This window comes from Nitrospinota bacterium (assembly GCA_027619975.1).
Taxonomy (GTDB): domain Bacteria; phylum Nitrospinota; class Nitrospinia; order Nitrospinales; family VA-1; genus JADFGI01.
In genome coordinates this window covers 18,411-40,170 of record JAQCGX010000013.1, presented here as the reverse complement: position 1 = coordinate 40,170, position 21,760 = coordinate 18,411, and the positions used below count along the sequence as shown (strand labels likewise).

The following is a 21,760-nucleotide window of genomic DNA, read 5'->3' as shown; positions in this document are numbered from 1 at the left end:
TCGGTCTGATGGCCACATATGTTGGCCTCCTTGTATATTGCTTATATGAACTTGAATTGTGGACAACCGCCCAACTCAAAAACACAATTATTTGGAGTGGGTCAGTAGCGGTAGTGTCACTATTCAGGATCAGTGATATCGCCGATGAACCCCACTACTTCAGAACTGCTATAAAAGATATTCTAAAACTTGTAACGGTTCTTGAGTTTATTGTTGCATTTTATGCGTTCTCTTTATGGATTGAACTTTTGATAGTGCCGTTATCAACTTTGGTAGCGGGTATGCTGGCAATCGCTCAAACTGATAAGAAATACGAACATGTTGAAAAACTGCTTAACGGCCTACTAATGTGGTTTGGCATGGGATTAATCTTTTATGCTGCTTTCAAGTTGTTTTCGGACTTTGGATTATTTGCAAAGCCACAAACGCTCACAGATTTTTATCTTCCTCCGACCTTATCACTGTTTTACCTTCCATTCCTTTTCGTAGTGGCACTATATGTTAATTATGAGACTGCTTTTATTAGATTACAGTTTGCTATTAAAAAACCTGCTCTTAGAACCTATGCGAAACGATGCGCAATAATTGCCTTTCACTTCCGCATAGAATTATTGAAAAGATGGATTCGTAACTTAATGCTCACAAAACCTGTAAACAAGCAAGATGTCAAAAATACAATCTGTGAGATTAAAGTCCTCTGGGCACGAGAGCTGAGTCCTGAAGAAATAAACCTTGACCGAGGTTGGTCGCCCTATGTTGCACGAGAATTTTTAACGACGGAGGGGCTTGTTCCAGACGATTACCATCGAAGCGGTGGCAACTGTGAAGATTGGTGTGCAAGCTCAACTTATTTAGAGATCGGTGACGAAATTATACCTAATAATATTGCTTATCTCATTGAAGGAAATGAGACTGTTGCGACAATGCTAAAATTAATTATGAATGTGAGTATCCCAGACATATCACGCGAAGCTAATCAAAAATTTTGTAATATTGCCCAAATACTATTCGCTAAAGCTCTCGACAATGAAATGCCCGAGGGCATTAAGAGAAATCTCTCAAACGAAACTGAGATGACCACTCACTTAAACGAGAAAGAAATAATAATCTTAAAAGAGCTTTGGCCTAGTCACCATATGCAAGGCTACACTATAAAGTTCATCATACAGAATAATAAAATATCTGAAAACCATGCAGTTGATTAACTGCAGTTTAGTCTTTTACGAGCTTCGCCCCTCGCGTGCGGAGCCTCCTTGTACTTGCACCTAAACTCTTCGCCAGAGACGAAGATTCACCGAGAAGTCTGCACTTCCAGTTGCACGCCTTCTTTTTTCTGCAGGGTATAGATGATGCTAAACAGGTTTTTGGCCGTGGGATTGCCGCTGGGGCTGAACATGCGCATGAGGCTTTTCGGAGATTTTTGTGTCACGGCTCCCAGCTTCTCAAAGCCAATGGTGGAATTGATGTAGTCACGCAGGATAATTTTTCCGGTCTCTATATCACCGGCCAGCATGGTTTCGATACTTTCTTTGAGCAGGCCTCTGCGAAACTCGGGGTCACGCAGGGCGCGTGCCTGAATGGTTTCTTTAAAATGTCGTGTGATCGCCATGACTACGGCTCCTTTTTACGCTTTTTATATTCCTGCCAAAGTTCCTTTGCCTGATCAATATCTTTTTGCTGACGCTTCTTGGTACCGCCACCAAGCAAGATAACCAGCTTTTCACCGTCTTTACCCAAATAGACGCGGTATCCCGGTCCCCAGTCAACCCGGCATTCATGAACACCGCTTCCGACGCTTTTTACACTGGAAAGATTTCCGTTGCCTAGTCGCGTGAGATGGGTATTCACTTTCAGCGCGGCTTGAACATCCAGCCCATCAAACCAATCAGCAAAAGGACTGCTACCGTCGGCATAAAGGTATTCTTTTATCTCCATCACAATAGTAACCTATGTGTTACTATTGTGCAAGTTGGATAATTAAAGCTCTGGTGCATAAGCTCTTTCCGTATCATTGTCAAAGCTCATTCTACTCTTATCCACAAGGGCAAATTTTTCAAACCCCGGTTTTAACCCGTGTCGATTTTCTGCGCAGAAACAAAAGATAAACCGATAAAAAATTCACCCCGACCGCGGTCAGCCAGATAAACACATCCAGCCGGTCCAGCAGGGCCAGCACAAACAGGAAATGGGTGAAGTCGCGGTTGGCCAGTTTATCGACAAAATCGCTTTTCTTGCCGCTCTTCCCAGAACTGGCACTCGCCTTGCCTGCGGTAACGGCCGCCCCTATCATTAAAAATGAAATCAGACTGCCAACAGCCGCCAGAGAGCCAAGCACGATGTAAATCATCCCGCCCTGCACATGAAACAGCCCCATGCCGATGGAGAAAAATACCGCGACATGAACAATGTTGTCGCACAGGATATCCAGCTTGCCGCCAAACTCCGTTTCCATGAATTTAATGCGCGCAATTTCGCCGTCCACCCCATCCACCCAGATGGATGCCAGCAATAACCCGGCTCCCATCACCCCCATCTGATAGCCGCCCAGGAAAAAATACCCTGCCGACGCAAGCCCCAGAATAAAACTCAGCACCGTGATCTGGTTCGGTGTGAACCGGGTATTGATCAGCAACCGCGTCATTAATTTGGAAACCGGGCGCGACAACAGCCGGGTGGCCAGACTGTCATTGGCCAATCCGCCCGATTTTTGAAGGATGCGTTCGCCTTCCAGCTCGAAATCACTTTCCGTGGAGATTTTAGGATGACTGGCTTCCGGGAAATACCGCAGGGATTTTTTTTCGCCGGCCAGATTCTGCGCGGTGGGGTTTACGGACGGTTCCCGCATCCGCTCCAGCCCGGCAAAGTCAAAGCCGTCCTTAAATTCCAGCAAGGAGGTCAGGAAACCGTTATCGAGAACAAGGGCGGCATGCTCTTCGTTATTCCCGGCGCCCGGCTTTTGGGTTATCGCTGACCGGATTTGGGTCTTTTCATAAAGCCCCGATCCATTCAGGAAAAGCAATTCCCCGGCTTCCTGCGTGACCTGCTTCAATTCCTGGGAATCCGCTATATATTCCAGTTGCAACGTCACTCTGGGGTCCTGGATGATACGGTTATACAATTCGGCTGCGGACTTGGGGTCGTTGCCCGCAAATAAAATCAGATGCGCAATACCGCCTCTTTGAATATTGAAGACATTTCTCAACAAGAATGGAACCCCCGCGACTCGCCGCCAATACCAATCCTCCCTGTTTTCGTTTTTGGGAGGGGGGGGCAAAAATAAAACCGCCAGGGGACTTTTATTTTGGGTGAGGACTAAAGAATTTTCTGAATTTTTCAACATTTGGTATATAATTCAAACTTCGGCTAATTTGAGTAGAGGATATCAAGACGTTAAATATACGCAAGAGCAAAAACTCATTGAATATGAGTCGATTCGGGTAGTGAATCCTGACACTGCCTATGCAAGGCTGTAAATCTGCTGCCGGACTCGAATCCGTTCCTCCCGGCAACCGACCAGTAAGATCCTCGATTTTTCTGATTCACAGAAAATCTTGATTTTTTAAATTTTTCATGTAACTTTTCAGGTTGCTCTTCGACCTATAATCAGTTGCATTTATTTGTTCAAGACCTTTTTTGCGACAAATATTTTTGCACCGGCTGAAACTTGTAACTTTATCAATATTCTGGGGTCAAATCCAACGTGAATAAAATTAAAATTGCCATCATCGGAATTGGAAATTGCGCCAGTTCCCTGATACAGGGAATCCACTTTTATAAAGGCAAAAATCTCGACGACGCCATTGGCCTGATGCATGGCGAGATCGGGGGATATCGCCCTGAAGATATTCGCGTTGTGGCCTGTTTCGATATCGACAAAAGAAAAGTTGGCAAAGATGTAAACGAAGCCATTTTTGCTCCCCCCAATTGCACCACCGTGTTTCAGGCAGAACTGCCGGAAGCCGGTGTAAAAGTGCGGATGGGGAAAATCCTCGATGGGGTTTCCGAGCACATGGCCGATTATAACGAAAAAAATACCTTCGTCCCGGCCACGGGATCTGAGCCCGACAAAGCAGAAGTTGTGAAGGTTCTAAAAGAGTCGGGAGCGGAGATTCTGGTGAATTATCTTCCCGTCGGCTCGGAAGAAGCCACCCGGTTTTATGCTGAGTGCGCACTGGAAGCAGGAACAGCTTTTATCAACAACATTCCCGTGTTCATCGCCAGCAATCCCGAATGGGCCCGACGATTTGCGGAAAAAAACCTCCCCATCATCGGCGACGATATCAAATCGCAATTTGGGGCCACCATCACCCACCGCGTTCTGACCGACCTGTTCAAAAAGCGCGGCATCAAGCTGGATCGCACTTACCAGCTCAATACCGGAGGCAACACCGATTTTCTCAACATGTTGAATCGCAAACGGTTGGCTTCCAAGAAAACATCCAAAACCGAAGCCGTACAATCGGCGGCGGAGAAGCGGCTGGATGACGACAACATCCACGTCGGCCCCAGTGATTACGTTCCCTGGCAGAAGGACAATAAGGTTTGTTTCATCCGCATGGAAGGCCGGATTTTTGGTGACGTCCCCATCAATCTGGAAATGCGTCTTTCGGTAGAGGATTCGCCCAATTCCGCCGGCGTCGCGATCGACACCATCCGCTGTGCCAAACTGGCTCTGGACCGGGGAGAAGGCGGCGTTCTGCACGGACCGTCGGCTTATTTCTGCAAACATCCGCCGCGTCAATTCACGGACGATCAAGCCCACCACATGACGGAAAACTTCATTGCCGGAAAAACTCAGAAAGGATCCAAAAAATGCCTGATCATCGCCGCCGGCAAGGGCATGCGATTGCGCTCCAGGGGTGCCAGTAAACCGTTGACCCCCATTTTTGGCATCCCGCTGATCGAACGGGTCGTAATGACCGCGATGGAAGCCGGAGCCAATGAGTTTTTTGTGGTCACCGGATATCAGGCCGATGCGCTTCAGGCTTTTCTGCAGGATCTTTCGCATCGTCTGGGAATCCGCATCACCCCGATTGCCAATGAGGACTGGGAAAAAGAAAACGGCCTTTCGGTTCTCAAAGGACAACCTTATTTCCAGGAGCCCTTTTTACTGCTGATGGCGGACCACTTGTTTGACCCGGCCATCGCCAGAGATTTGATGTCTTACCCCCTGGGAGATAAAGAAATCGCCCTCGGCGTCGACCGCAACACCAGCAACCCGCTGATTGATTTGCAGGATGTCACCCGCGTAAAAACAGCTGATGACAATATTCTGGCAATCGGCAAGGGGATCAAAGATTTTGACGCGTTTGACACCGGCATTTTCTACTGCCAACCAGCCTTATTCAACGCCCTGGAGCAGTGTTCCAAGGAAAATGGCGACACCACTTTGTCCGGAGCCATTCAAATCCTTGCACGGGATAACCGGGCCAAGGCCGTTGATATCGCCAACCGGTTCTGGATTGACGTGGATGACCCAAACGCCTTCAAGCTGGCGGAAAATGCCCTCCTGTCCGAAATTGAAGATTCGGCCTCGACCGTTGTGGTACCCTCAAAAAGTGCGGCGGAACCCTCCAGGAAAAATTAATTGAAGACCGCTAGATTAAACATCTAAATTGAGATAATATCAGCAACAGCTCTGATAAAAAAATTTCATAGTGCCGAAGTGGTGAAATTGGTAGACGCGCTGGACTCAAAATCCTGTGGGGGCAACCCCGTGTCGGTTCGACTCCGACCTTCGGCACTCTTAATACAAAAAGGGCCTGCGAAAAATCCGCAGGCCCTTTTTAGTTCGATCAATTTAGAGAAAACCAAAAAACTGATCTCCTGTTACCACAACGCGCTCTTTAACTTGAGTTTTTAGAATACAGGGCACCTCTAAAAATTGACTAAATGCTCCTAATCGTCAATTTAAGGAGATGGTTTTGTTTTAGTGGGACAGGCTTTCCAGCCTGTCCGCACGGGCTAGAAAGCCCATGCCACTGATACAAGAAATCCTTGTACAATGTTCGGTTTCCTGTAATAAACTAATTTTTAGAGATGCCTTACATATATAATCTAATCAGACCCAGGCTTCGACATCCATGCGTATTTATCATTGTTTGCTTGCAGCATGGCCGCCAATCGCTGGCGAAGCCGCCTTCCGCGTTCTGGATGTTCGGTGACAATGTTCATTTGTTCTAGCGGATCCTCTTTCAAATCGTATAACTCCTCCTCTTCTCGACGCGCGTCGACAATGTACTTCCATCCTGCTTCGCGCACACCCAGCAGGTACTGGCCCCGGGCGGCGGCAAAAAAATACGCTCTTGGCGAATGGTTCGGAGAAAAAAGACTGCTGCCCTGTTACTCAGCAGGTGAAGGCTCTCCCAGCATATCCAGCAGGGTAGGCGCCAAATCCACATGCGATCCGACTGTGGGTATTCGATATCCATCAGGGATCAAACGCGGATTCCATAATATGAGCGGCACTTTAACTTCCTCATCGTAAACAGAAAAACCATGTCCTTTGGTGTTATGAATCTGGTGAAAAGCTTCTCCATGGTCTCCAGTTATGACAACCAGAGTATCGTCTGCCAGGTTTTGCTTTTTAAGATAATCCAGAAGCCCGCCAATATATCCATCGACCTCATTCAAGATCGACAGATACCGCTGTAGATCATCTTTGGTCTTGTTTTTTTCATCATTGCCCAATGAATAAGGATGATGCGTCTGATCGGTCCACGCGACCATAAAAAATGGCTGGCTGTCATTGCCTTTGCCATCCAGAAACTGACGGATTTCGTCAAACAGATACTTGTCTCTCACGCCCCACGAGGTATTGCGCTTTGTAGGCGCCAGTTCCAGCTCGGTCTTGACCAGTTGAAAATCGCCGTTATCGAACATGCCCTTACTGGCCCATTGTGGATCACCCGATGCCAGAAACACAGTCTGGTAACCGCGCTCACGCAAAACAGTAGCAACAGATGGGGTCGGAATATTTGCAAGCCGAAAGCTTGGTTGATTATCATAAGATTTCAACGGAGGAGGCGTCGCATGCAGAATCGAAGTCAACGCAAAAGCCGTCCAACCAACGGGGGTGTAGTAACTGTCAAATACCACCGCATTTTTTGTCTCAGCCGCCAAACGGGGGGTGACGGGGGAATCCTTATCATAGACGGTCAGGTAATGGGCGCCCACCGATTCAAGAACGATTAGAATGACATTCTTAATGGGGCGGGCTCGCAATTTTTTCACCAGGGGATCGGAATGGGTCGCGGCTTTAGATGATATGGGGCCGTTGAAATCCAACATGTCATCAGGCGGAAATTCAATTGCCAGGAGGCTGGACTTTGCCCCCATGAATTCCGGCAACGTTGACTTGAGCATTACCCAGTGCGGATTTTCAACGATATACCTGTCTTGAGCAGAGAACCACTTGCTACCGACAATTTGGAACCCAAGGCAAAACCAAAGCACCGTTCCCCCGAAACCAACGGCATATATGTAGGACAAGCGTTTAAAAGACCAGTCACGCGAGGCGCGGCACAGTCCCCAGACGCTCAGCAAATAGAGAATGGGCGCTCCGATCAAAGCCACCAGAACCGAAGGAGTCGCATATGGAAGAACGGATGACTGAAGTTTTGAAACATCGCCACCCGCTCCTAAAGCGAAAAGATTTGCCGTTATCTGAGCGCCAAAGTAGGCGTATATTTGTCGGCCAATCACAGCATACGCAACGCAAAAGGCCCCAAATAAAATGAAACCATAAAATATGTTTTTGGAAATCCATCGATACGCAGAAGTGAAACGCAGAGCCAGTTCCCCCAACAGTCCCGCTCCGAGGGCAAACAGTAAATCCGACTGTGAAATACAAGCCGCCCAGGTGAGATAGATCCAGTCAAAATACACATCCCATGACACGTCCAAATCCCAGATATTCCAGGAGTTGGAAAGTTTCACATACGTCGCCTTGATGATGACCAGAGCGATGGCCAGGCTGACAGAAGGCCATAGCAGTGATAGATTTGGTGAATTAGTTTTTATTTTTTGCATGATACGCGGGACGCAACCTGGTTGAACTTACCAACTCAAATTTCAAAAAGGATTTCATTTTATCCCAGCAATGAACGGAGATTCGTGTCTGGCCCCATCGCCAGGCGCGGCAAACGGAATGGATCCGTCAGCGGAAATTCAAAGATGCCATTCCCATATAAAAAAGCCGCCTGATAACCAGAATTTTTAACCATTTGACCCACCGCTTTCGAACCCGCCCCAGCATCCTCGCGGCATGCTCGGCTATGCGTTCAACTGGTCATCGGAGGGCGTGGTCAACGAGTACCTGGTAGACTGCGAAGTGATCAAGGACGGGAACCGGGCCAAAATTCCCTCCATGGAAGGGCTTGAAACCATCGTCATCGACGGCGTGCAGTTGGAGGCTTTCACCACCTCGGGCGGCCTGGGAACCATGTGCGAGACGTATAATAATAAAGTCACTCACCTCAACTACAAAACCATCCGCTACCCTGGGCATTGCGAATTGATGCGATTTTTTTTCAACGAACTTTTTATGCGGGAAAAGCGCGAGCTGGCTGGAAAAATTCTCGTGCACGCCAAGCCGCCAGTGAATGACGACGTGGTTTATGTGCATGCGGCGGTCGAGGGCTGGAAAAACAAAAAACTTTTCCGCGACGAATTCGTGCGCAGTTATTTTCCCAGAGAAATTGCGGGCAAGATGTGGAAAGCAATATCGTGGACGACTTCCGCATCCGTCTGCGCGGTGCTGGAAATGGTTTCCAAGGGGGCTCTGCCCTCCCGGGGCTTTCTGAAACAGGAAGATATTCCTTTTGATTTGTTTACGAAAACGCGGACCGGCTCATTATTTGAGTCGCATGAAGAGAAATGTTGATGGAGAACTCTTGGAATCAGGAAGTTTCCAGGGGCAGGCTTAATTTCTCAATAACTTGATTCGTGGCTCGAACCTCACCCACCGCCCGGTCAAACAACTCATCCAGCCGATCCCTCATTTCCGGCGACAGCGATACCAGCTTCGAGCGGGCGTCTTTCGAGTTCTCTTCTTCGCGGATAAAATCATGTTCGATGGCGGTTTCAAGATACTTGCCCGCTGTCTGGGCGCTTTTGATGCCAATCATGAATTTCAACGCGTCGGTCTTGCGCACCGGTCGATCGCTCTTCCATAACCGCGTCAATAAATCCCAATAGGCAGAAGAATAAAATTCAGGATCGCCCTTGAATACCTGGAGCCAGTTCTGCCCCACATGATCAATCAAATTCAGATACTCTTTGCGCTGCTCACCTGTGTATTTGAGTTTCATACCCCGCCTTTACTTAAAATTTAAACCACTTAAATGTAACCTACTCAATACATTTTTGCAATAAATGTTGTATTTATTATTAAGGATAATGTTACCTGTATCATTATTTATCAGCCAGCATTGCCCATTAAAGCTAACCCGCCAAGGCGGATTTGCAACGGCTCTCACAAAATACATATAAAATTATATTTAAATTTGACAACAAAAATACATTCAACTACAGTCAAACAGTAATTTTAAAATAATTTAGGAGGGCATACCATGAGAAAAGCATTCCTTGCAAAGCCGGTACCGTTAATTTAAAAATCCTTCACCCACTCGACCCCTTCCGGGTGGTCGATGAAGGGGTTGCGGTTGCCCTGCTCCAGTTCGATGAGGGAGTTTCTCTCCTCTTCCCAACGGTCGGGTGGGTCCGTAAAATGCCAGGTCCGCAATTGGTTTTCCATGTCTTCCGCAATTTTCAACCCGTATTGACGGGACATATAAAAATAAGCGCGGGCGATGTCGCCCCGAGCGCCCGACCGCAGGCCTGACGTCGGCGTGGTTTTATCTTGGCAAAATTGGTATTCCCCCATACCGCCGAACTCATCGGGGGATTCCATCCGCTCCCCATCCTCTCCGGCGATGGCGGGAAACAGGTTGTGCATGTCCGCTTGCCGGGTCTTGAATTTATGAGAAAGAACATTACAGCAACGGGAACCGACGCCCTCTCCCTTTCCATCACCACGGCAAAGAGCCTCATCCCAGCATTTCAGAGGTTTGGCGAAAGTGGCAACGGGAACCGCATGCACCCATTGAAGAATTTTTCGCAGGCTCTTATCTTCAGTCGCTTTCGGCCCATGATCGCAAATTTCAGGGTACACCTGCTGGATCTTGTCGAAGAAACAACCGCAGTGCAGAGTCTTGGGGTGGTTTCCCTGTAAATAGATTTTTTTCAATTGTTTCTTCGCTATTTCAACACTGATCGTCTGGGAAGGCGCGAACAACCCGTCATCCAGCACTTGCGAAATGGCCGGCACCGGGTGGTATAATAAAATGGTGGCAAGGACGGTCAATAAACGCAGTAGAGGGTACATGCGGAAATTATAGCAATTCTTCCTCAGCAACATCCACAAGGATAAATTTCATGAGCCAACTCATCCTCCCGAAAGCCTGGCAGATCCCCGAAAAAGATATCACCCCGGAAGCCGTGTTCAACAACCGTCGGCATTTTTTGAAATTGCTGGGCTTCACCACCGCCGGCATCGCAGGCGCTTTGTTCGCGCCATCGGCGTTCGCTAAAAGCGCAGAGTCCAAACTGGCGGAAAAATTGTTCGCAGAAAATCAGACCGGCCCCTTGCCCCAAGTGCCCAACTTAAAGCGCAACCCCGACTACACCCTTCGTCGACCGATGACGTACGAAAGCGTGGCTCTCAAATACAATAATTTTTATGAATTCACCGCCGAGAAAGATCGCGTCTGGCAAATGATCAACGCCTTCAAACCGCGGCCCTGGGAAATCGAAATCGGCGGGCTGGTGGAAAAACCCGGCAAATACGCCATCGATGACTTTATAAAAATCTTTAATCAGGAAGAGCGCGTGTACCGCCACCGCTGTGTGGAGACCTGGGCGATGGTCGTCCCGTGGAATGGCTTCCAGATGTCGGATCTGATCGATAAAGTGCAACCGAAATCAAACGCCCGTTTTGTCAAGTTCACCAGTTTCGATGATCCCGACGTCGCACCAGGACAACAACGTTTCCGCGACCTGCCCTGGCCCTACACCGAAGCCCTGACGATAAAAGAAGCGATGAACGAATTGACCTTCCTCGCCACGGGAATATACGGGCGCACCCTGCCCGCCCAGCACGGCGCGCCGATCCGTCTGGTGACGCCGTGGAAATACGGGTTCAAGAGTATCAAGTCCATCGTCAGGATCGAATTCACCGATACCAAACCCGCAACCTTCTGGAACACCCTGATTCCGAAGGAATATGATTTTGAGGCCAACGTCAACCCGGATGTCCCGCATCCGCGCTGGTCGCAACGGCGGGAAAAAATGATCGGCACCGGAGAAGTCTTCGCCACGCAGAAATACAACGGCTACGGGGATTTCGTCGCCGAACTTTATGCGTAAAGATACGCTCCCTTTTTCTTAAAGGGAACCTTCCTTCACGTCATCGCGAGCCGCAAAGCGGCGCGGCGATCCAGATCTTCTGGATTGCTTCGCTAACGCTCGCAATGACAAACTATTACTCCCTCTCCCCTTTGGAGGGGAGCACCCAAAGGGTGACGGCTGGGTGAGGGGCGGTAACTCCCCCTTCCATGAAGGGGGCCGGGGGGATTTTATCCCCCACCCTTCTTCCTGCGCGCCTCAGCTAAATTATTTTCTACTAAGGCAACTCGGTGGGCCAATCCCATCTTTTTAACAACGACCAACGCCTTCTCAAAATACCCGATGGCTTTATCGTAGTCCCCCTTGGCTTCCCACGCCACCCCAAGATTGTTCCAGTCGCGGGCCACATCCGGGTGCTTGGGACCGAAGGTTTTTAGATCGCTTGCCAACGCCTTCTCGTAATACTCGATGGATTTATCGTGTTTTCCTTTTCCCTTCCAGGCCGACCCCAGATTGTTCCAATAAGTAGCCACATTCGGGTGTTCTGGACCGAATGTTTTCAAGTCGCTCGCCAGCGCCTTCTCGTAATACTCGATGGCTTTATCGTGTTTTCCTTTTCCCTTCCAGGCCGACCCCAGATTGTTCCAATAGGTCGCTACCTGCGGGTGCTCCGGACCCAAGGACTTTAAATCACTTGCCAACGCCTTCTCGTAATTTTCGATGGCTTGGTCGTATTTTCCCTTTTCCTTCCAAGCCAAACCCAGATTGTTCCAAACGCGAGCCACATTCGGGTGGTTCGGGCCAAAGGTTTTTAGATCACTTACCAGCGTTCGCTCAAAATATTCTATAGCTTGATCGTGTTGCCCCTTGGCATGCCATACCGCCCCTAGATTGTTCCAGGTTGCCGCGACACACGGGTGTTCCGGGCCGAAGGTTTTCAGGTTGACTTCCTGCGCCTTCTCGTAATACCCAATAGCTTTATCGAACTCCCCCTTAGCATCCCACGCCGCCCCAAGGTTGTTCCAACCGCGAGCCACGTTCGGGTGGGACCCACCGAAGGATTTTAGATCGCTCGCCAACGCCTTTTCGTAATACTCAATGGCTACATCGTATTGCCCTTTCTCTCTACACACTTCTCCCAGATTGTTCCAATAAACTGCTACCTGCGGATGGTCCGGGCCGAAGGTTTTCAGATCGCTTTCCAGCGCCTTCTCATAATACTCGATGGCCTTGTCCAGTTTTCCTTTGTCCTTCCAGGCCAATCCCAGATTGTTCCAACGGATCGCCACCTTCGGATGTTCTGGGCCGAGGGTTTGGAGACCACTTGCCAGTCCTTTTTCATGATAGCTTATGGCCTTATCGTGTTGCCCCTTGGCATTCCAGGCCATCCCCAAATTGTTCCAATAAGTAGCCACATTCGCATGGTCCGGGCCAAAGGTTTTAAGATCGCTTGCCAGCGCTTTCTCGTAATACTCAATCGCTTTATCGTATTTTTCTAACGTGTTGGCCATGACTCCCGCTTCGTTCTGGTAGAGGGGGTTTTCGGGAGCCAGTTGCACGGCTTTCTCAAAGTATTGGAGGGCGTTTTTGTAGTCGAGTTTCAGTGCATACACCTGCGCCTTGGCGAAGCGGGTTTTGGCGGTCTTTAAAATCTGTTCGTCTTCATTGCCTTCATTTTCGGAAAGGAGCGTCAAGGCTGCGTCCAGCTTGCCTTGCGAGATCAGGTTCAACGCTTCTTCGAGATCGGTCCCTTTCAATTCATTTTGCAGTTCGTCGATGATTTCTTCAAAACGTTTGACTTCCGCATCGTCATACAACGGTACCCTGGGGTCGGGAGCTTTCCTCAATAGTTGCTGCCGCATCCAAAGAAACAGAGGATCGCTTTCCCCATAGGGTTTGGCGATATGGGCATGATCTTTAAGAAAGCCCTGGGTTTGCTGGGCAAAATACACCGCAGAATCTTTTTCCACGATCCGCCCCATTAATTTATTCACTGGCGCAATTTCGTATCCGGCGGAGAAACGAAAGGTCTGCTCGCTTTCAGGTTGCAGGAAACGCTCGCGCCAGCGTTCGTTCAGGGAATCCAGAAACCCTTCTCTTCCGGGCTTGAGATCGTCCATTTGAATGTTGCCGCAAAAATAACTGGCGAATTTTGCCAGACCGCTTCCCAGATTTGGCGTGCCCAGCGTGATGACGCTTATCACCGGCACGGCTGTTATCAGGTGCTTGTGCCGGCTCAATATGAATTCACGCACCACCAATCCTCCCAGACTATGAGCAATGAACGACAGGGACTGGTAGGGTTTCATTTCCAGCAACTGGTTCAACGTCAGTTCCAGGCTCTGAGCGATTTCACGTATGTTAAATGTCGGGCCTCATTTACTGGCATAACCAAAGGAAAGGACATCGGCGATTTGAAAACCGGCATCCTTCGCCAGTTCCTCCGGCCAGAAGAACGGCGAGTCGCCATCCGAACGCCAGGTGTCTGTGGCATCCCCTGTCAATCCGTGGATGAAGACGATCAGTTTCTCAGCGTTGGGGTTTTGGAAAAACGGTGGGTCGCCGGGCAGGGTGATTTTAGTTTTCTGGGAAGCCATAACGATAGCAGAGAAAGTGTTTTTGGCGATCATACCATAAATCTCCCCTCATCCCAGCCTTCTCCCCATAGGGGAGAAGGAGCTAAATCCCCCCGTCCTTTGTGGTATTTCACCTTGCCTTCATGCCCCGTAGGGGTAGATCCAGATTTCTGGATTGCTTCGTCGCCGTTGGCTTCTCGCAATGACGGCTTGGCGTGCCAAAGTGTTTGATTTTTTCTCTGCGTCCTCTGCTACGCTCTTGGCGGTAAAAATGCCCGTCACCGTTTTTTATTCAGCGCTTTCTTCAACATCCAGGCGACGTTAATTTTCTTCCGGCAATATTTATAGATGGCCTCGCTGAGCGGCATGAACTGGCAATTGTCCGTCAATATCCCCGCCTCACTGCAATTGATGATTGCAATCGGGCCGTCGCGCTTCCAGGTGGTGAACGCCCAGTCGAACCACTGCTTGGACACGGACATGGCTTTAAGCGTCGGCAGGGTCCGTCCGTTGATGTCTATTTCATGAACAATATTTTCCTGCTGACGTTCGTAGGTGGCGGCCAGTTGTTCGTCGGCGTTTTCGCCTTCGCGGCTGTGGGGTTTTTCTGCGGATAGGACAGGTCCTGGCCCACAAACATTATCGGGTTGGTGCCGCTCTGAAACGCCAGATCGTAAGCCACGGACAGCACGGTCCCCCCCGGTGTGAGGTGGCCAAGATGCGGGGCCTGCTGTTGAATCTGGGTGAGGGTGGCAATGTCCGGCGCGAATTTGCTGTAAAAGACAACATTCCCTTCCCAAACGTCGAGCACTTGCGGATGGATGATCGACGGCGCCACCAGGGTCATTCCGCGTGACGGCACGCCTTTAAAAAATTTGGTGATGTCTTCCTGCGGGTCGAGGCAAACCACGAAAGCCGGCACGATGTTGTGGGCCAGCAGGGGCTTGAGCGCGGCGTCACTGGCGATGAGGACAGCTTTATCTTTTGCCTGGACGAGAAAGCGGATGTTTTTATCCAGCGAGGGGCCTGCGCCGATCACAATGCCGGGCAGGTTCGGCAACTTGTTCTTCAAAGAGGCAACGCCGGGGTTGCTCTGGATGGCTCTAAAATTGGCCTGAAAATTCTGTTTCCAGAGTTCGTTGAAACGCAGAAGGGTGGCGGATTTGACTTCCTGTATTTGAGAGTCTCTGTTCATGCGGACACTTTATCAAAAAACAGGTTTAAACAAAGAATGTATTTTCCCAAATAAAAAGGCGCTGGCTTGAAACGCCTGTTGGGTCTGGATCATGGTGACAAATTCGGATGCCAGATCGACGTTCGACAACTCCAGCGAACTGCCCAGCACCGACCCGAACCCGCCGGATTCCGCCGCGCCGATTATCGGCTGGCCGGATTGGCCCGATTCGGCAAACAAGTTTTGCCCGACGCGGCTCAACCCGGTGGGAGCCAGAAAATCTGCCAGGGCGACCTGGAATAAATTATCGGACTGACCGTTGTTGAACAGCCCGGAGATAACGCCTTTGGAATTGACGGACAGGCCGATCAGCGTGCCTGTCGGAAAGCCGTCCTGAACCAGTGAGTTATTGTTCGATTCCGCCGCAAACCCGGTCAACTTACCGTTTGAGGCGCCTGTGGAATCAACCAGGTCCCAGGTCAGGGTTTGAGCGGTCGCTGGAGGATTGGCGCTGGAATAATCGATGACAAGGGTTTGATCGGCAATGGCTCCCCCGTTGATCAAGGAGATTTGTCCCGAGGTGTTAAAAGTGACGGTCCCCGATGCCCCGGAAGTGACGCTTCCCTGTGAAGGGCTGGCCACATAGGACCAGGAATTTCCTGTCGTGGCCTTGGTAAAGGTCATGCTCAGGATAACCTGCGACCCCACCGAGTTGTACAGGGTGATCGGAGAGGTGAAAGTAGTCCCGCCTGAGGACGCGGCGTTGAGATTGGCGCCCATCGTGAATTGGGTGCTCGCTGTCGGCGCAGACTGCACTCCTGCCAGGTCGATATTGCTCAAACTGGAGGAAGTGGTCCCGTTTGTTATTTTAAAACCCTGCAAAACTTCTCCCGTTGGGGCCTGCACCACTCCCTGGTCGTTCATACGAAATTGCCCGTTGCGGGTATAAAAATTTCCGTTGCCATTATTGACCATAAAAAATCCCGACCCATCCACGGCCAGGTCCAGGGCATTCGTGGAGGCCTCGAAAGCTCCCTGGGAAAATGATTGCAGAACGCCTTGCAACTGCGATCCACGGCCTATCTGGCTGGTAGTATCCCCGTTGGCTAAAAGTGCGCTGAAGACCGCCTTGCTTCCCTTGAAACCAACCGTATTCACATTGGCGATGTTGTCGCCTATTACATTCAAGGCCTGGGAATTACTGGAAAGTCCTGATACGCCTGTGAATAATGCACTGATTAACGCCATGAGCCGAACTCCTTTTCTATTATTTTAAATGCCGACACGTGAGATTTCGGTCACAGGTATTTTTTGACCATTCACTATGGCAAAGCTTCCTTTTTCTTCAAAAACCACATCGGTGATTTTTCCGGATATGAAGGTTTGAGACGCGATTTCATCTCCCTTACTATTTTTGGCTTTTACCTCGAAGGTATAGGCTCCGGGTTGAACCGCTTTGCCTTCTGCATCCGTTCCATTCCAAACCGTCTGATTGGCCCCGGCGATCAGATCATTGAGCCGCAAGGTCGTCACATTTTTTCCGGCGCTGTCCAAGACATCCACTTCCACCTGCGCCGCATCTTCATCCAAAGAAAAACTAAGCGTCTTCACTTCCCCGGAATTAAAATCAATCTGTTTACCCGCTGAATCGATATTTTTGCCGATCAGGTTGACCAGGGACGAATTATTGACCGCCTGTTCGAATTTCTGAATCTGTTCCAGGTTGGTGTTGACGTTGGTCATTTGCTCAAGGGCGCTGAACTGCGCCAGCTGAGCGCTGAAATCTTCCGCGCTCTGCGGGTCCAGTGGGTCCTGAGCCTGAAGCTGCGCCACCAGGAGCTGGAGAAAATCCTCTTTGCCCAACGATTGCTTACCGGCAATATTGGCGGCTGTCTCTGTGGGTGCTGTGGCTACGGGTGTCAGACCTATCATCATTTTTTAAATCTCCAGAAATTCTGATTTAAATTAAATTTTGTTCGTTGTGTTGCGTTCTTTAAGCGATGACGCTGATCGACTGGGAATCCCCAAAGAAAGTTCGCGTCGTTCCCACCTCCGCAATGCCTGCTAGCGTTTCAGGGCCGGAATTTTTTCCGGCATCCGGGGAGCCCGCATAATGTGAGAAGCCCTCATTCGGCGTATTTTGTTGCCCTGCCCGGCCTTCGTCGCCACCCACGAGCACGGTGAAGCTGTCTACTTTCAACCCCTGACCGATCATGGAGTCGCGAAGCTGAGCCAAATTATTTTCTATGATCTGTTTGACCGCATGGTTTTCCGCAATGACCACCGTACGCACGGAATCTCCCGATGTAGAAATATTCATCCGCACGGTTCCGAGGGACGGAGGATCGAGCCTGATTTTAATTTCATTTTGCGATCCACTGGTGCGCAAAGAAAATTTGTTCATGATCTGGTTGAGAACTTTTGCTTCCGTCGTTCCCCTGGTGCTCAAGGTTTCAGCGGTGACGGCTTTCGCCCCTTCCGCCGGTTTGGCGGCGGAGTCGGACGCTCCAACCACGCTTTGCACCTTGACCTCAGAAGGCGCCTTCAACCCGTCGTTCCCTTTAGGAGGAGGGTTGGCGTTGGCGAGATTCTGGGAAGGGACGGGAGTGCCTAGACTGGGGTTGGGCTGAATGGACTCTTCCAGTTTCGGAGGCGTTGCCAGGGCTTTTTCCAGCGGCTTTAAATTAAGGTCTGAGGCCGGTTTCTGTTCCGCTTGATTCAATACCTTCTCGATCGAAGCCTGCCGTTGCGGTTTGTCTTCCTGTTTACTGCTATCAGAAAACTGGGACAGGAAATTTGTCTTCCCGTCGGCAGAGCTTTCTCCATTCAATTTCACCAGGATGTCATTCGCCGTATCTTCACTGGCTTTAAGGGTCGCCTGATTGGCCTGCCCGGATTGCAATTTGCTTAAAAGATTTTTGGATTCCTGTTCCGTCAACCCCGCTTTGGCTAAAAGATCGACCGCCTGACCTTCCCGGCCCTTCAGCAGGGAAAGAAGCTGTTGGCGCTGGGCTGAGGGATCGGCAGTAGCTCCCAGATCAAATTTTTCCGGGTTCAGGTTCAATTGTTGAACCAGTGACTGCAGCAACGAATTGACATCGGCGTCTCCCTCTAGATTCAAAAGCTCCAGAAGCGCGTCGATGTTTTCAGGACTGATATTCAATTCTTTTAATTGCTCAACAATGGGGGTTTGGTTTTCCGGGGCAGCAACATTTTGCCCTGTGGGTTCATTGTCCTGAGCCGTGGCGGATTCCTGATAGTTGGCGTCGGGTATTTCTTTTGATTTTTGACTGGCCAACTCTTCCCCTCCGGCAGGGTTGATTTCTTTTGCCGGGCTGTTTTCATTTGGTTCGATCTTTTTTTGCTCGGGCGTTTGCGGCGAATCCGCTCTTTCCGTTCTGGCGGTCGAAGCATCTTTCCTGGCATAGGCTGATTCCCGGACGGCATCCTTCATAAAATTCTGAAACGTGCTGTCACCGAGGCTTAAAATGTCTCCGCCGAGAGACGCACCGCCGATGGTCGGAGTGGGTAAAGTCGAAAGTGTATTTGTCTGGTTGATCACAGGTTTTTATCCAATGTAAAAAGAAACAATCATTTCCACATCGAATAAAAGCAAAAGGTGTGCCAAATCAGGTTTGAACCTGGAAAGGTGTTTTAAAATGGCTGATTACGGATTGTTTTAAATTAGATCGAATAAGATCAAATAAGGCAATAACTTCCCTGTAGAGGAAAAAATATCCGGATTTAAGTGTTTGATCCGATATGCCTTATTTGGCTTGTGGGGCATCGCCCTGAGGGACGGGGGACGCGGCGCAGCGAAAACCCTGCCACACCTTGAAGACTTCGGGCCGTTCGTTGAACCGGTAGGTCGTGCGCATATAATATGCTTTGTAATACCAGTTGCCGCCGCGAATCACCTTACTGATGCCGGTTTCCGGCCCTTGAGGATTATTCACGGGAGACTGTTCGTAATAATCACCGGCGTACCAGTCGGCCACCCATTCCCAGACATTGCCCGCCATTTGATGCACGCCATAAGGAGACCGGCCCTGAGGCAATCCATCCACAGGCTCCATAACATCGAACCCCAGCTTGTCGAATTTACGCCGGAAGGTCACACGATCGTTGGTCGGCCATTGGTTGCCCCAGGGAAACATTCTCTCATCGGTGCCGCGCGCGGCCTTTTCCCATTCCGCCTCGGTGGGCAGACGTTTGCCCTTCCATCGGCAAAAGGCATCCGCGCCAAACCAGGAAACCCGATTGGCCGGGCGGTGTTCCAGTCCGAGGCGCCGCTGGTAGCGGTCATTTTTCATTTCGATGGTAACGGCCTCCCCCAACTCAATGTAGCGCGAGCTGTCTTCAGGATGGGCGTTCAAAAACTCCGAGTACTGGGAACTGGTCACTTCATATTTGTCGATCCAGAATGCGTCGAGTACAACTTCATGCACGGGCTCCTCATCGGTATCGCCCAGACTCTGGTCGTTGTCGATGACGAATCCCATCATGAAAGGTCCTGCTGGAACCTGGGCCATGTCGGCAAAGGAAGAGGGCTTTACATGCGAGAAGCAGGCTGCCAGAAAGAATAATAAAACAGGAAGTGCTAAGAAATGCTTGATCATAAAGAAATAAAATAGAGTAACGGATTATTTTGTGTAGAGAGGCGCTTCCAACTCGGCATCCACCGGATCCTGTCTTGAACCTGCAGCGCCTCTTGGAAGAAATACGGAAAACGTCGTTCCCTTTCCTGCTTGGCTGGCAACATCGATCGTTCCTCCCGTTTGCTGAACAATTCTATAGACCGTGGCCAGCCCCAGTCCTACGCCATTGTCCTTGGTCGTATGAAACGGTTCAAATATTTTTTTTAATTGATCGGCGGGAATGCCACAGCCTTCATCTTCCAGGGTAAACACATAACCCCTTTTATCCGACTGGAACGTCCGGGTATGAAACGAGGTGACTTTATCCAGTTTTATTTTAAGGCTTCCGCCGTTGTCCATGGATTGCAATCCATTGATGCACAGATTCCATACCACTTGTTTTAGCTCTTCTTCATCGGCATTGATTACCAGGTGGTCTGCGGATGCGGCAAAATCGATGCGGTGAGCGGAGGAAAAATCAGCGGAATTTTTTATCAGCAGGGTCACATCCTGAATGAGCTGGGTCAGATCCACCAGAGTTTTGCGATTTTTACGGGGTTGGGAATAGTTCAGAAAATCAGTGAGGATGCCATTGAGCCGGTCGGCTTCCCGGATCACAATCTCCATCAACCGCTTATGCGAGTTTTTCAACTCCAGGCCCTTGCTGAGCACCTGGATCGACCCACTCAGGGATGCCAGAGGGTTTCTGATTTCATGCGCCAGTCCGGCGGAAATCCGGCCCACGGCGGCAAGCTGTTCCGCCTGTGAAAAATTTTCCTGCATTTCCTGGTACTCCGTAAGATCTTCAAATACACAGATAAAACCCTGGCGAGGGGTTTCAGGACTTGAAAACCGGCTCACCTTCATGCGGATGAAAATCGTTTTTCCATCTTTGCGTTTGCATTCCCCTTCGGTTTGCACCGGGTGAGAAACCCCATACGCCAACTTCAAAAAATCCTGCAATATGGTTTCAGAGAGCAAAGTGTCTGAAGGCAGGCCCCGGCTTTCCTCAAGCTGATATCCGGTAATGACTTCAGCGGCTCGATTCATGGAGGTGATGTTGCCTTCATCATCCGTTGTGATCAGCCCGGTCCCCATATCGCGAACCACATTGGTATGAAAGGCCTGCAGCTCCTCAAGGTCATTGCTGGCCACGGCAAGCTCTTCCCTGGCCAGTCGCAGGCGGGAACTCAGGAAACCGCTCAGATACGCGACACAATAATAAGAACCGATATTCAGGAATACCAGGTAAAAAACATAACCGCCTTCAACCACCCTTTCAGGCTCGTGAAACAGATAATGGGGCTGGATAAATTGATAGTATTCCAGATCCATCAACAAGCCATAGAGAATGCTTGCTCCTGAAGCGGCAAAATAACATGCGGTGCGGGATAAAACGAAACTGGCGACAATGATCACAAACAGGAAAAGAAAAGATAGCGGACTTTCGGTTCCCCCCGTCGTGTAGATAATCCCGCCCACCAGAAAAAGGTCGCCAATAATCTGAATGGACGCGGTGGAGGAAAGTTTCCAGATTTTAAAAAACAGGGCGTAAACAATGGACAGCAGGTAACCGCCGCAAATAACAACGGTCAGCGGCGCAAGCGGAGCCGAAAACTGGTTGCGCGACCCCATAAGAAGAAGCAGGATAACAAAGCCCGTCAGGAACGCGACGCGCAGGACCATAACGGTTTTGAGCCGCTGCTGAAGTTCAGGGTCGGAGTTTTCCAAGGCGTGAGGCATCGCGGGTTCGGGTAAGAAACCGGTGAGATTTAAAACAGCCCTCACCGGTCCTCGAATTGAATGGTTTTGAGGACTAGCAGGTTGCTGAAAAACTATTTTTGGGACCTTAAAATGTTAATTTCAAGTTTACTGTTAATTTAAGAAAACCAAGTAACACAGGCGACCTATCCTTAAAGTCAATGCGGAAGTGCGGAATTTAATTCCGCCTTTCCAGCCTGTGCGCA

18 protein-coding genes, 1 tRNA gene and 2 pseudogenes are annotated in these 21,760 nt (G+C 49.8%); 6 read left to right on the top strand and 15 right to left on the bottom strand.

The window, feature by feature from the left end; genetic code table 11:
* Window positions 1–56: 56 nt before the first annotated feature.
* A complete protein-coding gene (locus O3C58_06445; protein ID MDA0691497.1) occupies window positions 57–1,205 on the top strand; it encodes a hypothetical protein in 1,149 nt (382 codons plus the stop codon).
* A gap of 86 nt (window positions 1,206–1,291) precedes the next feature.
* On the opposite strand, the gene O3C58_06440 is transcribed toward O3C58_06445, so the two are convergent.
* The 3 genes from O3C58_06440 to O3C58_06430 all read right to left on the bottom strand — a co-directional run bounded on the left by O3C58_06440 (window position 1,292) and on the right by O3C58_06430 (window position 3,205).
* Window positions 1,292–1,609, bottom strand: coding sequence for a transcriptional regulator (locus tag O3C58_06440; GenBank protein ID MDA0691496.1), 318 nt, complete (start codon window positions 1,607–1,609; stop codon window positions 1,292–1,294).
* 2 nt (window positions 1,610–1,611) lie between these two features.
* Window positions 1,612–1,935: a type II toxin-antitoxin system RelE/ParE family toxin gene (locus O3C58_06435; GenBank protein ID MDA0691495.1), complete on the bottom strand. Its 324-nt coding sequence runs from the start codon at window positions 1,933–1,935 to the stop codon at window positions 1,612–1,614.
* A 118-nt stretch (window positions 1,936–2,053) separates the two neighbouring features.
* Window positions 2,054–3,205, bottom strand: a complete 1,152-nt coding sequence (locus tag O3C58_06430; protein ID MDA0691494.1) for a CDP-alcohol phosphatidyltransferase family protein — start codon at window positions 3,203–3,205, stop codon at window positions 2,054–2,056.
* Window positions 3,206–3,700: 495 nt separating this feature from the next.
* Here O3C58_06430 and O3C58_06425 point away from each other — a divergent pair.
* The 3 genes and pseudogenes from O3C58_06425 to O3C58_06415 all read left to right on the top strand — a co-directional run bounded on the left by O3C58_06425 (window position 3,701) and on the right by O3C58_06415 (window position 5,743).
* A pseudogene (locus O3C58_06425) lies at window positions 3,701–4,789 on the top strand (inositol-3-phosphate synthase).
* Window positions 4,766–5,587 carry an NTP transferase domain-containing protein gene (locus O3C58_06420; GenBank protein MDA0691493.1) on the top strand — a complete coding sequence of 274 codons (822 nt, stop codon included), beginning with the start codon at window positions 4,766–4,768 and terminating at the stop codon, window positions 5,585–5,587. Before O3C58_06425 ends, O3C58_06420 begins: the two are co-directional and overlap by 24 nt.
* Before the next feature lie 72 nt (window positions 5,588–5,659).
* Window positions 5,660–5,743: transfer RNA gene (locus O3C58_06415), tRNA-Leu, on the top strand.
* 599 nt (window positions 5,744–6,342) lie between these two features.
* Here O3C58_06415 and O3C58_06410 read toward each other — a convergent pair.
* Window positions 6,343–8,031: a sulfatase gene (locus O3C58_06410; protein ID MDA0691492.1), complete on the bottom strand. Its 1,689-nt coding sequence runs from the start codon at window positions 8,029–8,031 to the stop codon at window positions 6,343–6,345.
* Between the two features lie 217 nt (window positions 8,032–8,248).
* Between O3C58_06410 and O3C58_06405 the strand changes: the two are divergent.
* Window positions 8,249–8,884, top strand: a pseudogene (locus tag O3C58_06405) (L-lysine dehydrogenase).
* A gap of 16 nt (window positions 8,885–8,900) precedes the next feature.
* On the opposite strand, the gene O3C58_06400 reads toward O3C58_06405, so the two are convergent.
* Entirely contained in the window at window positions 8,901–9,311 is a 411-nt protein-coding gene (locus O3C58_06400) for a hypothetical protein (protein ID MDA0691491.1), read from the bottom strand.
* Between the two features lie 299 nt (window positions 9,312–9,610).
* Window positions 9,611–10,387, bottom strand: a complete 777-nt coding sequence (locus tag O3C58_06395; protein MDA0691490.1) for an endonuclease — start codon at window positions 10,385–10,387, stop codon at window positions 9,611–9,613.
* Window positions 10,388–10,437: 50 nt separating this feature from the next.
* On the opposite strand from O3C58_06395, the gene msrP reads away from it, so the two are divergent.
* A complete protein-coding gene (msrP, locus tag O3C58_06390) occupies window positions 10,438–11,427 on the top strand; it encodes a protein-methionine-sulfoxide reductase catalytic subunit MsrP (protein ID MDA0691489.1) in 990 nt (329 codons plus the stop codon).
* 209 nt (window positions 11,428–11,636) lie between these two features.
* Here the strand turns inward: msrP and O3C58_06385 are convergent, their stop codons facing one another.
* The 9 genes from O3C58_06385 to O3C58_06345 form a co-directional block, all read right to left on the bottom strand.
* On the bottom strand, window positions 11,637–13,733 hold the full coding sequence (locus tag O3C58_06385) for a tetratricopeptide repeat protein (protein ID MDA0691488.1): 2,097 nt from the start codon (window positions 13,731–13,733) through the stop codon (window positions 11,637–11,639).
* Between the two features lie 48 nt (window positions 13,734–13,781).
* The gene (locus O3C58_06380) at window positions 13,782–14,036 is read right to left on the bottom strand and encodes a hypothetical protein (protein MDA0691487.1); all 255 of its coding nucleotides are present in this window, start codon (window positions 14,034–14,036) and stop codon (window positions 13,782–13,784) included.
* Between the two features lie 224 nt (window positions 14,037–14,260).
* The gene (locus O3C58_06375) at window positions 14,261–14,464 is read right to left on the bottom strand and encodes a hypothetical protein (GenBank protein MDA0691486.1); all 204 of its coding nucleotides are present in this window, start codon (window positions 14,462–14,464) and stop codon (window positions 14,261–14,263) included.
* A 35-nt stretch (window positions 14,465–14,499) separates the two neighbouring features.
* On the bottom strand, window positions 14,500–15,177 hold the full coding sequence (locus O3C58_06370; GenBank protein ID MDA0691485.1) for a DUF115 domain-containing protein: 678 nt from the start codon (window positions 15,175–15,177) through the stop codon (window positions 14,500–14,502).
* 12 nt (window positions 15,178–15,189) lie between these two features.
* Window positions 15,190–16,404: a flagellar hook protein FlgE gene (locus O3C58_06365; protein ID MDA0691484.1), complete on the bottom strand. Its 1,215-nt coding sequence runs from the start codon at window positions 16,402–16,404 to the stop codon at window positions 15,190–15,192.
* Window positions 16,405–16,428: 24 nt separating this feature from the next.
* On the bottom strand, window positions 16,429–17,091 hold the full coding sequence (locus tag O3C58_06360) for a flagellar hook assembly protein FlgD (protein MDA0691483.1): 663 nt from the start codon (window positions 17,089–17,091) through the stop codon (window positions 16,429–16,431).
* 58 nt (window positions 17,092–17,149) lie between these two features.
* Window positions 17,150–18,718 carry a flagellar hook-length control protein FliK gene (locus O3C58_06355; GenBank protein ID MDA0691482.1) on the bottom strand — a complete coding sequence of 523 codons (1,569 nt, stop codon included), beginning with the start codon at window positions 18,716–18,718 and terminating at the stop codon, window positions 17,150–17,152.
* A gap of 205 nt (window positions 18,719–18,923) precedes the next feature.
* On the bottom strand, window positions 18,924–19,733 hold the full coding sequence (locus tag O3C58_06350; GenBank protein MDA0691481.1) for an SUMF1/EgtB/PvdO family nonheme iron enzyme: 810 nt from the start codon (window positions 19,731–19,733) through the stop codon (window positions 18,924–18,926).
* 66 nt (window positions 19,734–19,799) lie between these two features.
* A complete protein-coding gene (locus tag O3C58_06345; protein MDA0691480.1) occupies window positions 19,800–21,536 on the bottom strand; it encodes an ATP-binding protein in 1,737 nt (578 codons plus the stop codon).
* Window positions 21,537–21,760 lie beyond the last annotated feature (224 nt).

Bases quoted from the DNA above. Each gene is read 5' to 3' on its own strand.
- O3C58_06440 (MDA0691496.1), bottom strand. From the start codon at position 1,609: ATGGCGATCACACGACATTTTAAAGAAACCATTCAGGCACGCGCCCTG.
- O3C58_06435 (MDA0691495.1), bottom strand. From the start codon at position 1,935: ATGGAGATAAAAGAATACCTTTATGCCGACGGTAGCAGTCCTTTTGCT.
- O3C58_06420 (MDA0691493.1), top strand. From the start codon at position 4,766: ATGACGGAAAACTTCATTGCCGGAAAAACTCAGAAAGGATCCAAAAAA.
- O3C58_06410 (MDA0691492.1), bottom strand. From the start codon at position 8,031: ATGCAAAAAATAAAAACTAATTCACCAAATCTATCACTGCTATGGCCT.
- O3C58_06400 (MDA0691491.1), bottom strand. From the start codon at position 9,311: ATGAAACTCAAATACACAGGTGAGCAGCGCAAAGAGTATCTGAATTTG.
- O3C58_06395 (MDA0691490.1), bottom strand. From the start codon at position 10,387: ATGTACCCTCTACTGCGTTTATTGACCGTCCTTGCCACCATTTTATTA.
- msrP (MDA0691489.1), top strand. From the start codon at position 10,438: ATGAGCCAACTCATCCTCCCGAAAGCCTGGCAGATCCCCGAAAAAGAT.
- O3C58_06380 (MDA0691487.1), bottom strand. From the start codon at position 14,036: ATGATCGCCAAAAACACTTTCTCTGCTATCGTTATGGCTTCCCAGAAA.
- O3C58_06375 (MDA0691486.1), bottom strand. From the start codon at position 14,464: ATGTCCGTGTCCAAGCAGTGGTTCGACTGGGCGTTCACCACCTGGAAG.
- O3C58_06370 (MDA0691485.1), bottom strand. From the start codon at position 15,177: ATGAACAGAGACTCTCAAATACAGGAAGTCAAATCCGCCACCCTTCTG.
- O3C58_06365 (MDA0691484.1), bottom strand. From the start codon at position 16,404: ATGGCGTTAATCAGTGCATTATTCACAGGCGTATCAGGACTTTCCAGT.
- O3C58_06360 (MDA0691483.1), bottom strand. From the start codon at position 17,091: ATGATGATAGGTCTGACACCCGTAGCCACAGCACCCACAGAGACAGCC.
- O3C58_06345 (MDA0691480.1), bottom strand. From the start codon at position 21,536: ATGCCTCACGCCTTGGAAAACTCCGACCCTGAACTTCAGCAGCGGCTC.